This window comes from Burkholderia sp. BCC0506, assembly GCF_902833145.1.
GTDB lineage: Bacteria > Pseudomonadota > Gammaproteobacteria > Burkholderiales > Burkholderiaceae > Burkholderia.
Map to the genome: position 1 here is coordinate 418518 of NZ_CADFEN010000001.1, position 12290 is coordinate 430807.

A 12290-nucleotide genomic window follows, 5' to 3' on the forward strand; every position below is an offset into this window, starting at 1 on the left:
GCCGCGGCTACGCGGCGCGGATCGACGTTCCTGCATCGGTTGCGACGTCAAAGCACGGGGCGATCTCCGTCGATTCGCACACCGTTTGTTCTCCCAAGGAATATCGTTTCGAGAATCGCTCGGTTTTACGGCCGGCGCGGCGCTGCTAGATTGAATGCTTTCGCCATTCGACAGGAGAGCCCGATGTCAGACACGAGCGCGACGATTCAGGAGCGGCCGGCCGATGCCCACCCGCAGGTGGCCCGCGTGATCGCCGACGATGCGCAAGCGATCGAGGTCGCGCATGCGCTGGCGCAACGCCTCGCGCAAGGGGCGGCCGAACGCGATCGCGACCGCCGCCTGCCGCGCGAGGAAATCGAATGGTTTTCTCAGTCGGGGCTGTGGGCGATCACGGTGCCGAAGGCCTACGGCGGCGCAGGCGTATCGCACGTGACGCTCACCGAGGTGATCAAGATCGTCGCCGCGGCCGATGCGTCGCTCGGGCAGCTTCCGCAGAATCACTTCGGGCTGGTCGACGTGATCGCGCTCGTCGGCACCGACGCGCAAAAGCGTCATTTCTTCGCCGAAGTGCTGCGCGGCAAGCGGTTCGGCAACGGCTTCTCGGAGAAGGGCACGAAGCACGTGCTCGACCTGAAGACGCGCGTGCGCCGCGACGGCGACGACTATGTCGTCGACGGCACGAAGTTCTACTCGACCGGTGCGCTGTTCGCGCACTACGTGCCGGTGCTCGGGCTCGACGACGCGCGGCAAGCCTGGCTCGCGTACGTGCCGCAGCCGGCGCCCGGGCTGACCGTGATCGACGACTGGTCGGGCTTCGGCCAGCGCACGACCGCGAGCGGCACGGTCGTGCTCGACGCGGTGCGGATTCCCGCGTCGCACGTGCTGCCCGCGCAGCGCGTGTCGGACGTGCCGACGCTCAACGGTCCGCTGTCGCAGATCATCCAGGCGGCGATCGACGCGGGCATCGCGAAGGCAGCCATCGACGATACGCTCGCGTTCGTGCGGAACCGCGCGCGGCCGTGGGTCGACAGCGGCGTCGAGCGGGCCGCGGACGATCCGCTCACGATTCGCGAAATCGGCCGGCTGCACATCCAGTTGCATGCGGCCGACGCGTTGCTCGAACGTGCGGCGCGTACGCTCGACGAGATTGCGGCGAAGGGCGACGTGACGGAGGACGACGTCGCGCGAGCGTCGGTGGCGGTCGGCGAAGCGAAGGTGCTGACGACCGAGATCGCGCTGCTCGCGGGCGAGAAGCTGTTCGAGCTGGCCGGCACGCAGTCGACGCTCGCCGAGCACAACCTCGACCGCCATTGGCGCAACGCGCGCACGCATACGCTGCACGATCCGGTGCGCTGGAAATATCACCTCGTCGGCAACTACTATTTGAACGGTGCGCGCCCGGCGCGCCATGCGTGGAATTGAGCCGCGAGCGGCAAGCGGCTCGTCCGGCCGCGGCGCATTGGGCGAGCGTGCCGGCGATCCGGCCCGCCCGCTATGCGTGAACGCCGACCCGATACCGCGTGGTCTGCCGATAGACGTCGCCCGGACGAACGATCACGTCGTCGCGCAGGCCGTCCATGTTGACCTGATCCGGAAAGCCGCCGGCCTCGACGCACAGCGCCGCATGTTGCACGCACCGCGTGCCGCCGCTCACGCGCACACCGTCGAGATAGTTGCCCGTATAGAGCTGCAGCCCGCGCTGATCGGTCGACACGATCAACTCGCGGCCGCTTTCCGGATCGTAGACCCGTGCAACGGGCCGGACCTCGCGCGCGCCGTTGCCGACCACGAAGCAATGATCGAAGCCGCGCGCCCGCGCCAGTTGCGCATGCGGCCAGTCGAGGCGCGCGCCGAGCGGCGCGCTGTGCCGGAAATCGAACGCCGTGCCCGTCACGTCGGCCGTGCCGGTCGGGATCAGCGCGTCGTCCACTTCGAGGAACGCGTCCGCGTCGATGTGCAGCAGATGGCCGCGCACGTCGCTGCCCGCGCGCCCGTTCAGGTTGAAGTAGCTGTGATTCGTCAGGTTGAGCGGCGTCGGCGCGTCGGTCCACCCCGTGTAGTCGATCGTCAGCGTGCCGTCGTCGTCGAGCGTGTAGCGCACCTGCACGCGCACGTTGCCGGGGAATCCCGCGTCGCCTTCGGGTGAATCGAGCCGCAGCGTCAGCCCGCCCCCATCGTCGATCACGTCCCACCGCGCGCGATGAAAACCGTTCGCGCCGCCGTGCAGCAGGTTGCCGTTCTCGTTGCGGTCCAGCAGGTAGTCGACGCCGTCGAGCGTGAAGCGCGCGCCGGCGATCCGGTTCGCCCACCGGCCGACCGTCGCGCCGAGATAGACGCCGGAGTCGAGGTATTCGGCCGGCGTGTCGTGCGCGAGCACGATATCGGCGAAGCGCCCTGTGCGGTCGGGCGCGAGCCACGACACGACGGTCGCGCCGAGGTCGCTGACGACGACACGCATCCCGTGCGCGTTGCGCAGCGTGTAGCGCCGCACGGGTTCGCCGTCGGGCAGCGTGCCCCACGGCTCGGCATGCACGCGTGCGGCGCCGGGCGTCAGGTATGAGGAATCGGTTTCGATATGCATGAGTGGAGGTCGGGTGGGCGGCGGGCGTCAGGTCGTGGCGGCCGCGCGTTCCTGATATTCGCGCGGCGTGCAGCCGAGCTCGCGCCTGAACACCGCGTACATGTACTGAAGCGACGTGAACCCGCAACGGATCGCGACTTCGGCGCTCGACGCCTGTCGGCTGGCGAGCAGCGCCTGCGCGGCTTCGAGCTTGTGACGCAGGATTTCCTGATGCACCGTGCGTTGCAGTTCGCGCCGGAAGTGCTCCTCGAGCAGCGAGCGCGACACGCCGACGTAGTCGGCGACCTGTTCGGTCTTGATCCCCTGGCACGCGTACTGGCGGATGAAATGCCGGGCACGCATCACGTGCGGGCTCGCCAGCGGCTGGTGGCGCGTCGATTCGAGCACGTTGATGCCGACCGGCGGCACGAGGATGCGCTGCCCCGGAAAGCGCGCGCCGCGCAGCATCCGGTGCAGCAGGTGCGCGGCGGTGCGGCCCATTTCCTCGGTGCCCTGGATCACCGACGACAGCGGAATGCGCGTCAGCGTGCGCGTGAGCGGATCGTTGTCGATGCCGATGATCGCGACCTGCTCCGGCACCGCGATGCCGGCGATCAGGCACGCCTGCAGCAGGTGCCGCGCACGCGCGTCGGTCACCGCGATCACGCCGACGGGCTTCGGCAGCGCATGCAGCCAGCCGATCAGTTGCTCGATCGCGTGATTCCAGCCCGACGCGCTGGTCGACAGCCCGCGGTAGATCGGCGCGTCGAGCCCGTCTGCACGCGCGAGCCGGTCGAACGCCAGCTCGCGCTGCTGCGCCCAGCGGTTCTCCTGCGCGACCGGCAGGCTGTACATCGCGAAATGCGCGAGCCCGGCACCGATCAGGTGCGTGTACGCGAGCGACACGAGTTTCGCGTTGTCCGTCGCAATATATGGGACGCCGTCCGGGTACTGCGCCGGATCCTCGTACGACGATCCGATCGCGACGATCGGCAGCGGCGAGCCCGCAAGCGCGTCGGCCACGGCCGGGTCGTCGAAATCCGCGATGATGCCGTCGCCGTCGAAACGCTCGATCCCGGTGAGCCGGCAGCGGAAGTCGTCTTCGAGGAACAGGTCCCACACGACGCGCGTCGTGTGCAGGTATTGGCCGATGCCGCTGATGATCTCGCGGTCGTAGACCTTGTTCGCGTTGAACAGCAGCGCGATGCGGTGCGGTGTCTGGGCGGAAGGGGCGCGTGTCATCTCGGTGTCGGGTGAGCGCGTCGGGGCGCCGTGCCGTTGTCTCCGGAGCGCGCCCGGGACGGCGGCGCGCGGTTGTCGGGTTGTCTGGTGTACGGCGATTGTAGGACGGAACGCGCGCCCCACGTAGCGGCTGGCAAGAAACATCAAGCGCGCTGCGCAATTTCGCAATTGCCGGCGGGGATGCGTGCGGGCACGATCCAGCCAACGAATTCGGCCGCGTGCGTCGTCGAGATGCACGTTGCGCTGCAACAAGAACCTGCACGGAGACGCCATGTCGTATTTCGAACACATTCCCGCGATTCGCTACGAAGGTCCGCAGTCGGACAACCCGCTCGCCTATCACCATTACGACCCCGAGAAGCGCGTGCTGGGCAAGACGCTCGCCGAGCACCTGCGGATCGCGGTCTGCTACTGGCACACGTTCGTGTGGCCGGGCCACGACATCTTCGGGCAGGGCGCGTTCCGGCGGCCGTGGCAGCAGCCGGGCGACGCGCTCGAGCGGGCACGGCAGAAGGCCGATGCGGCGTTCGAATTCTTCACGAAGCTCGGCACGCCGTTCTACACGTTCCACGACACCGACGTCGCGCCGGAAGGCGACAGCCTGCGCGAATACGCGGCCAATTTCGCGCGGATGGTCGATTATCTCGGCGAGCGTCAGCAGGCCAGCGGCGTGCGGCTCCTGTGGGGCACCGCGAACCTGTTCTCGCACCCGCGCTTCGCGGCCGGCGCCGCGACGAACCCGAACCCCGACGTGTTCGCATGGGCCGCGACCCAGGTGTGCCATGCACTCGACGCGACCCACCGGCTCGGCGGCGAAAACTACGTGCTGTGGGGCGGACGGGAAGGCTACGAGACGCTGCTCAATACCGACCTGAAGCGCGAGCGCGATCAGTTCGCGCGCTTCCTGTCGATGGTCGTCGAGCACAAGCACCGGATCGGCTTCAAGGGCGCGCTGCTGATCGAGCCGAAGCCGCAGGAGCCGACCAAGCACCAGTACGACTACGACGTCGCGACCGTGCACGGCTTTCTCGTGCAGTACGGGCTGCAGAACGAGATCCGCGTGAACATCGAGGCGAACCACGCGACGCTCGCCGGCCATTCGTTCCATCACGAGATCGCGAACGCCTTCGCGCTCGGCGTGTTCGGCAGCGTCGACGCGAACCGCGGCGATCCGCAGAACGGCTGGGACACCGACCAGTTCCCGAACAGCGTCGAGGAACTGACGCTCGCGTTCTACGAGATCCTGCGCCACGGCGGCTTCACGACCGGCGGGATGAACTTCGACGCGAAGGTGCGGCGCCAGAGCATCGACCCGGAAGACCTGTTCTACGGCCATGTCGGCGCGATCGACGTGCTCGCGCTCGCGCTCGAACGCGCGGCCGTGCTGGTGGAGAACGACCGGCTCGACGCACTGCGCCGGCAGCGCTACGCGCGGTGGGACGACGCGTTCGGCCGCAAGATCCTGTCGGGCGGCTATACGCTGGAATCGCTCGCGGCCGACGCGCTCGCGCGGGGTGTCGACCCGCAGCACGCGAGCGGTGCGCAGGAACGGCTCGAGAACATCGTGAACCAGGCGATCTACGGGCTGCGCTGACGCCATGTACATCGGACTCGATCTCGGTACGTCGGGCGTGAAGGCGGTGCTGCTCGACCGCGAAGGCGCGGTGCGCGCGAGCGCGAGCCGCCCGCTGACGGTGAGCCGGCCGCAGCCGCGCTGGTCCGAGCAGGCGCCGCGCGACTGGTGGGATGCCGCATGCGGCGCGCTTGGCGCACTCGTCGCGGATGCGCGCGCGGCCGGCATCGATCCGCGCGACATCGACGCACTCGGGTTGACCGGGCAGATGCACGGCGCGACGCTGCTCGATGCGCATGGCGACGTGCTGCGCCCGGCGATCTTGTGGAACGACGGCCGGTCCGACGCGGAGTGCGCGGAACTCGAACGCGTCGCGCCCACCTTGCGCACGGTGGCCGGCAACATCGCGATGCCGGGCTTCACCGCGCCCAAACTGTTGTGGGTGCGTAAGCACGAACCCGACGTGTTCGCGCGCATCGCGTACGTGCTGCTGCCGAAGGATTATCTGCGCTACCGGCTGACCGGCGCGTTCGCGACCGATCCGTCGGATGCCGCCGGCACGCTGTGGCTCGACGTCGCGAAGCGCGATTACGACGACACGCTGCTTGCCGCGTGCGGGCTGTCGCGCACGCAGATGCCGACCGTCTTCGAAGGCAACCGCATCACCGGCACGCTGCTGCCGGCCGTCGCGCGCGCGCTCGGCCTGCGCGAGATTCCAGTGGTGGCCGGCGGCGGCGACAACGCGGCCGGCGCGGTGGGCGTCGGAATCGTGCGACCCGGCGACGCGCTGCTGTCGCTCGGCACGTCGGGTGTGTACTTCGCGGTATCGGACGGGTTTCGCGCGAATCCCGAATCGGCGGTGCACAGCTTCTGTCATGCGCTGCCGGATACGTGGCACCTGATGTCCGTGATGCTGAACGCGGCCGGCTGCGTCGACTTCACCGCGCAACTGGCCGGTTACGACGGCGTCGCGGCGCTGCTCGACGATGCCGAGACCCACGCCCGCGCGAACCGCCCGTGGTTCCTGCCGTACCTGAGCGGCGAGCGCACGCCGCACAACGACGTGAACGCGAAGGGTGTCTTTTACGGGCTCACGCCCGACACGCGGCGCGCGGATCTCGCGAATGCGACGCTGGAAGGCGTCGGCTTCGCGCTGCTCGACGGCATCGACGCGCTGCATGCGGCCGGGCTCGCCCCCGACAGCATCACGGTGATCGGCGGCGGCTCGCGCAGCGCGTACTGGACGCAGATGCTCGCCGACCTGAGCGGCCGTGCGCTGACGCTGCGCGAGGGCGGCGAAGTGGGGCCGGCGCTCGGCGCCGCGCGCCTCGCGCATCTCGCGCTCGAACCCGATGCGCGGCTCGGCGACGTGTGCCCGCAGCCGCCCGTCGTCGCGGTGCGCGAGCCCGATCCGGCGCGGCACGCGTGGTATCGCGACATGCGGCGGCCGACGTTTCGCGCGCTGTACCGCGCGCTCGAACCGGTGTTTGCAACGGGCGCGTGACGCGCGTTGCCGTGACTCGATGCGGGCGGCCCATTCCCGCGGCCGCCCGGCGTTCGTGAGGTGGTTCCATAACAAGGAGTTTGGAGACATGAAAACCGTGACGCGTCGTACCGTATTGAGTTCGCTTGCCGGCGCCGCCGCGCTGGCGATGTTCGCGCTGGGCGCCCCGCTTGCGCATGCGAGCAAGGACAAGCCCGAGATCGGCTTCTGCATCGACGATCTGCGCGTCGAGCGCTGGTCGCGCGATCGCGACTATTTCGTTGCAGCCGCAACCAAGCTCGGCGCGAAGGTGTCGGTGCAGTCGGCCGATGCGAGCGAGGAGCGGCAGATTTCCCAGATCGAGAACCTGATTTCGCGCGGCGTCGACGTGATCGTGATCGTGCCGTTCAACTCGAAGACGCTCGGCAACGTCGTCGCCGAAGCGCGCAAGGCCGGCATCAAGGTCGTGTCGTACGACCGCCTGATCCTCGACGCCGATGTCGATGCCTACATCTCCTTCGACAACGAGAAGGTCGGCGAACTGCAGGCGAAGGGCGTCTACGACGCGAAGCCGAAGGGCAACTACTTCCTGCTGGGCGGCGCGCCGACCGACAACAACGCGAAGATGCTGCGCGAAGGGCAACTGAAGGTGCTCAAGCCGGCGATCGACCGCGGCGACATCAAGGTCGTCGGCCAGCAATGGGTGCCCGAATGGAGCGCGTCGACCGCGCTGCGGATCGTCGAGGATGCGCTGACCGCGAACAACAACAAGATCGATGCGATCGTCGCGTCGAACGACGGCACGGCCGGCGGCGCGATCCAGGCGCTTGCCGCGCAGCATCTGGCCGGCAAGGTGCCGGTGTCGGGGCAGGATGCCGATCTGGCGGCCGTGAAGCGCGTGATCGCCGGCACGCAGACGATGACCGTCTACAAGCCGCTGAAGCTGATCGCGAGCGAAGCCGCGAAGCTCGCGGTCGATCTCGCGAAGGGCACGAAGCCCGCGTTCAACGCGCAATACGACAACGGCAAGAAGAAGGTCGACACGGTGCTGCTGCAGCCGACGCTGCTGACCAAGCGCAACGTCGACGTCGTCGTGAAGGACGGCTTCTATACCCAGGCCCAGCTGGCGAGCCAGTAACGGCACGACGCGCGGGCCGCGCACCGGCGCGCCCGCGCGCATCCTGCGAGGCATGAACGAATGACGGAACCCTTGTTGACGATGCGCGGCATCGTCAAGGCATTCGACGGCGTGAAGGCGCTCGACGGCATCGACCTGACCGTGCGGCCCGGCGAATGCGTCGGGCTGTGCGGCGAGAACGGCGCGGGCAAGTCGACGCTGATGAAGGTGCTGTCGGGCGTGTACCCGCACGGCACGTGGGACGGCGAAATCCGCTGGGAAGGCGCGCCGCTCACGGCCTCCGGCGTGCGCGACACCGAGCGCGCGGGCATCGCGATCATCCATCAGGAACTGATGCTCGTGCCCGAACTGTCGGTGGCCGAGAACATCTTCCTCGGCAACGAGATCACGCTGCCGGGCGGACGCATGCACTTCGCGGCGATGGTCCGGCGCGCGGAGGAATTGCTGCGCGAATTGCGGATCGACACGATCAACGTCGCGCAGCCGGTGATGAACTACGGCGGCGGCCACCAGCAGCTGATCGAGATCGCGAAGGCGCTGAACAAGCATGCGAAGCTGCTGATCCTCGATGAGCCGTCGTCGTCGCTGAGCGCGTCGGAGACGCGCATCCTGCTCGACATCGTGCGCGACCTGAAGCGTCGTGGCGTCGCGTGCGTGTACATCTCGCACAAGCTCGACGAGGTGGCGGCCGTGTGCGACACGGTCACCGTGATCCGCGACGGCCGCCATGTCGCGACCGAGCCGATGGCCGCGCTGACCACCGACCGGATCATCGCGATGATGGTCGGCCGCGAGATCCGCGACCTGTATCCGCGCGAGCCGCACGAGATCGGCGACGTCGTGCTCGACGTGCGCCACGTGACCTGCCGCGATGTGACGAATGCACGCCGCAAGCGTGTCGACGACGTGTCGTTCAGCGTGCGGCACGGCGAGATTCTCGGCGTCGCCGGGCTCGTCGGCGCGGGGCGCACCGAATTGATGCAGGCGATCTTCGGCGCGTATCCGGGCGCCTGCACGGCGAGCGTGACGATGAACGGCAGGCCGCTGTCGATCCGCTCGCCGGCCGACGCGATCCGCGCCGGCATCGCGATGGTGCCGGAGGACCGCAAGCGCCATGGCATCGTGCCGCAGCTCGGCGTGGGCCACAACATCACGCTGGCGGTGCTGCGGCGTTTCGCGGCGCGCGGGCGGATCGACGCGGCCGCCGAGCTCGACGCGATCCGCACCGAGATGCAGCGGCTGTCGGTGCGCGCCGCGCATCCGTTCCTGTCGATCGCGAGCCTGTCGGGCGGCAACCAGCAGAAGGCGGTGCTCGCGAAGATGCTGCTGACCGAGCCGCAGGTGCTGATCCTCGACGAGCCGACGCGTGGCGTCGACGTGGGTGCGAAGGCCGAGATCTACCGGCTGATCTTCGCGCTGGCCAAGCGCGGCGTCGCGCTGATCGTCGTGTCGTCGGAACTGCCGGAGGTGCTCGGCCTGGCCGATCGCGTGCTGGTGATCGGCGAGGGCGAGCTGCGCGGCGATTTCGTCAACCAGGGTCTCACGCAGGAACAGATTCTCGGCGCCGCGCTGCAGCCCGCGCGGCTGGCCGCCGAACCCACCGCAACGAGTGCGATATGAATTCCGAACTTTCTTCCTCGACCCCGGCGACGCCGGATGCCGATGCGCGTCGCCCGGACGGCCGCGCGTCGCGGTTGCCATTGCGTCATGTCTTCACGCGCTACAAGGTGCTGGCGCTGCTGTTCGCGGTCGTCGCGATCTGGGCGTTCTTCTCGGTGCTGACGGACGGCGCGTTCGTCACGCCGCGCAACGTGTCGAACCTGCTGCGGCAGATGTCGATCACCGGCATGCTCGCGTGCGGCATGGTGTTCGTGATCATCGCGGGCGAGATCGACCTGTCGGTCGGCTCGCTGCTCGGCCTGCTCGGCGGCGTCGCCGCGATTCTCGACGTCAACCGCCACTGGCCGGTCGCGGCGACGGTCCCGGCCGTGCTCGCGCTCGGCGTGCTGATCGGCCTCTTCAACGGCTGGTGGTCGACCTATCGGCGCGTGCCGTCGTTCATCGTCGGGCTCGGCGGGATGCTCGCGTTTCGCGGCATCCTGCTCGGCGTGACGGGCGGCTCGACGATCGCGCCCGTGTCGGACGGCTTCGTGTTCATCGGGCAGGGCTATCTGCCGCGCGTGGCCGGCGACGGCCTCGCGGTCCTGTTGTTCGTGGTCGCGACGCTGCTGGTGGTGCGGCAGCGCGGCACGCGGCGGCGCTACCGGCTCGCGGTCGCCCCGCTGTGGCAGGACGTCGCGAAGATCGTCGGCGCCGGCGCGGTGCTGTTCGCGTTCGTCGCGACGCTCGACCGCTACGGCGGCATTCCGGTGCCCGTGCTGCTGCTGCTCGTGTTGCTCGGCGTGTTCTCGTGGATCGCGACGCAGACGGTATTCGGCCGGCGCATCTATGCGGTGGGGTCGAACCTGGAGGCGACGCGGCTGTCGGGCGTGGACACCGACCGCGTGAAGCTCGCGATCTTCGCGCTGATGGGGCTGATGTGCGCGTTTGCCGGCCTCGTCAACACGGCGCGCCTGGCGGCCGGGTCGCCGTCCGCCGGCACGATGGGCGAGCTCGATGCGATCGCCGCGTGCTTCATCGGCGGCACGTCGATGCGCGGCGGGTCGGGCACGGTCTACGGCGCGCTGATCGGCGCGCTCGTGATGGCGAGCCTCGACAACGGGATGTCGATGCTCGACGTCGACGCGTACTGGCAGATGATCGTCAAGGGCGCGGTGCTGGTGCTCGCGGTGTGGATCGACGTGGTGTCGCGGTCGAACCGGCGGTGACGCGCCGCTCGGGCGCGAGCCGAAACAGGGGAAGACCATGGAACGAAACACGATGCGCGTGCCCGACGCTTCCGTGCTGGCGGCCGAGCCGTTCGCGATGCCGGATGCCGGGCCCGTGCTCGGCCTGGGTGATCCGCGCGACCGGCAGGTGATCGCGGATGCGCTGCGCGCGCTGCTGCGAGAGCGTTCCGACGCGCTCGCGTTCGCGATGCGCATTGCCGACCAGTGCGGCCGGCCCCGGCCCGATGCGGCCGATTTCGCGCTGACCGACATCATTCGGCTGGCGCGCATCGTCGAGCGGATCGAACGGGACGGCGCGGCGAAGCATGCTGCCGTCCCCGAGGGTGCGCGCTGAAAGGCGGGGCGGCGCCGCGCGTCAGGGCAGCGCCGCGCCCCACGCCGCTGTCACGTCGCCGCCGAGCCGCCATTCGCTGAACGGGCGGCGCGGCGCGACGATCGCCGGCAGGCGGCGATCGTGAAAGCGCGCGTAATACGGCTCGATCCAGCTCAGTTCGTCGCGAAACGTCCACGGAAACAGGTCCTGCTCGATCGGCGTGATCTTCCTGAAACTCGCGGGATCCTCCACTGCGTCGATCACGAGGTTCGCGAGACGGCCGATCGCACCGTCGTTTTCGCGGTAGAGATCGATGGTGCGCCGCTGAACGAGTTCGGCCGCGAACACGAGCGGCAGCAAGGCAAAGGTGTGATAGTGGAGTGCGCGGTTGCCGCGCTTGACCTCGCGTGCGAGCGAACCGTCCGGCCCGATGTCGCGAATGCCTTCGCGTACCCGCAGCAGACCGGAATCGATCAGGCTCGCATTGTCGGTGACGGTGCCGATCGCGATCAGGTCGAGGCCGGCCCAGTACACGAGATTGTTGTGCAGATGGTTGATCGCTTCCGCATTGCGGGTCGCGATCGCAATGCGTTCGAGCCACGGGTCGATCGCGTTGAATGACGCGCGATTCGCTTCGCGCAACCCGCGCGGCATGCGCAGGATCACCATCGCGAAATCGGTGCCGGCCCACGAGCGCTCGTAGTAGCCCTGATAACCGGAGATCGGGCCCATCAGCGCATCCGATTGCGCCCAGCTGTCGAGCAGCGTCAATGCGCACGACCAGTCGCCGCGATCCGCCGCCGTGTTCAGCTTCGCGACGAAGTCGCGCATCGGCTTCACGTCGCGCGCATAACCGGTGGGGTCGTCGTAGTAGCCGGGCGGATCGATCGTCCGCACGGGGGCAGGCACCTCGCACGCGCGGCTGGCGGAGGCCGTGCCGACGAGTGTGCCGACCGCAAGCAAGACGGCGAACAAGGCTCGAACGGAAAGGGTGCGCATGGGGGCTCGACGAGGACGTTTCGGGCTGGCCGCTGGAACGGGGGCAGTCTAGCGCCCGAGGCTTTCGTCCGGCTTTCCCGGGCGAGCCGTTGCTGCTCCGATCCGGCGGGAGGGCGCTGCGTTGCGCGTGCCG

10 protein-coding genes are annotated in these 12290 nt (G+C 68.8%); 7 read left to right on the forward strand and 3 right to left on the reverse strand.

The features are described 5' to 3' along the window. The first annotated feature begins 183 nt into the window (after positions 1–183). Positions 184–1422, forward strand: coding sequence for an SfnB family sulfur acquisition oxidoreductase (locus HWX62_RS01685; protein ID WP_175930732.1), 1239 nt, complete (start codon positions 184–186; stop codon positions 1420–1422). A gap of 70 nt (positions 1423–1492) precedes the next feature. On the opposite strand, the gene HWX62_RS01690 is transcribed toward HWX62_RS01685, so the two are convergent. Both HWX62_RS01690 and HWX62_RS01695 read right to left on the reverse strand, forming a co-directional pair. Then, positions 1493–2581, reverse strand: a complete 1089-nt coding sequence (locus tag HWX62_RS01690) for an aldose epimerase family protein (RefSeq protein WP_175930731.1) — start codon at positions 2579–2581, stop codon at positions 1493–1495. A 27-nt stretch (positions 2582–2608) separates the two neighbouring features. Beyond that, positions 2609–3802, reverse strand: a complete 1194-nt coding sequence (locus tag HWX62_RS01695) for a DNA-binding transcriptional regulator (RefSeq protein ID WP_175930730.1) — start codon at positions 3800–3802, stop codon at positions 2609–2611. A gap of 271 nt (positions 3803–4073) precedes the next feature. Here HWX62_RS01695 and xylA point away from each other — a divergent pair, with 271 nt between their 5' ends. The 6 genes from xylA to HWX62_RS01725 all read left to right on the forward strand — a co-directional run bounded on the left by xylA (position 4074) and on the right by HWX62_RS01725 (position 11179). Continuing rightward, entirely contained in the window at positions 4074–5396 is a 1323-nt protein-coding gene (xylA, locus tag HWX62_RS01700) for a xylose isomerase (protein WP_175930729.1), read from the forward strand. Between the two features lie 4 nt (positions 5397–5400). Further along, positions 5401–6879, forward strand: coding sequence for a xylulokinase (gene xylB, locus HWX62_RS01705; protein WP_175930728.1), 1479 nt, complete (start codon positions 5401–5403; stop codon positions 6877–6879). A gap of 88 nt (positions 6880–6967) precedes the next feature. After that, positions 6968–7996, forward strand: coding sequence for a D-xylose ABC transporter substrate-binding protein (gene xylF / locus HWX62_RS01710; protein ID WP_175930727.1), 1029 nt, complete (start codon positions 6968–6970; stop codon positions 7994–7996). A gap of 60 nt (positions 7997–8056) precedes the next feature. Further along, a complete protein-coding gene (xylG, locus tag HWX62_RS01715) occupies positions 8057–9616 on the forward strand; it encodes a D-xylose ABC transporter ATP-binding protein (protein ID WP_175930726.1) in 1560 nt (519 codons plus the stop codon). Continuing rightward, positions 9613–10824: a sugar ABC transporter permease gene (locus HWX62_RS01720; protein WP_175930725.1), complete on the forward strand. Its 1212-nt coding sequence runs from the start codon at positions 9613–9615 to the stop codon at positions 10822–10824. Before xylG ends, HWX62_RS01720 begins: the two co-directional genes overlap by 4 nt. Before the next feature lie 73 nt (positions 10825–10897). Continuing rightward, a complete protein-coding gene (locus tag HWX62_RS01725) occupies positions 10898–11179 on the forward strand; it encodes a hypothetical protein (RefSeq protein ID WP_244135919.1) in 282 nt (93 codons plus the stop codon). A 21-nt stretch (positions 11180–11200) separates the two neighbouring features. Here the strand turns inward: HWX62_RS01725 and HWX62_RS01730 are convergent, their stop codons facing one another. After that, entirely contained in the window at positions 11201–12157 is a 957-nt protein-coding gene (locus HWX62_RS01730; protein WP_175930723.1) for a mannuronate-specific alginate lyase, read from the reverse strand. Positions 12158–12290 lie beyond the last annotated feature (133 nt).

What these genes read in the sequence shown, in the direction of transcription:
- HWX62_RS01685 (WP_175930732.1), top strand. Translation starts at nt 184, where the DNA reads ATGTCAGACACGAGCGCGACGATTCAGGAGCGGCCGGCCGATGCCCAC.
- HWX62_RS01690 (WP_175930731.1), bottom strand. Translation starts at nt 2,581, where the DNA reads ATGCATATCGAAACCGATTCCTCATACCTGACGCCCGGCGCCGCACGC.
- HWX62_RS01695 (WP_175930730.1), bottom strand. Translation starts at nt 3,802, where the DNA reads ATGACACGCGCCCCTTCCGCCCAGACACCGCACCGCATCGCGCTGCTG.
- xylA (WP_175930729.1), top strand. Translation starts at nt 4,074, where the DNA reads ATGTCGTATTTCGAACACATTCCCGCGATTCGCTACGAAGGTCCGCAG.
- xylB (WP_175930728.1), top strand. Translation starts at nt 5,401, where the DNA reads ATGTACATCGGACTCGATCTCGGTACGTCGGGCGTGAAGGCGGTGCTG.
- xylF (WP_175930727.1), top strand. Translation starts at nt 6,968, where the DNA reads ATGAAAACCGTGACGCGTCGTACCGTATTGAGTTCGCTTGCCGGCGCC.
- xylG (WP_175930726.1), top strand. Translation starts at nt 8,057, where the DNA reads ATGACGGAACCCTTGTTGACGATGCGCGGCATCGTCAAGGCATTCGAC.
- HWX62_RS01720 (WP_175930725.1), top strand. Translation starts at nt 9,613, where the DNA reads ATGAATTCCGAACTTTCTTCCTCGACCCCGGCGACGCCGGATGCCGAT.
- HWX62_RS01730 (WP_175930723.1), bottom strand. Translation starts at nt 12,157, where the DNA reads ATGCGCACCCTTTCCGTTCGAGCCTTGTTCGCCGTCTTGCTTGCGGTC.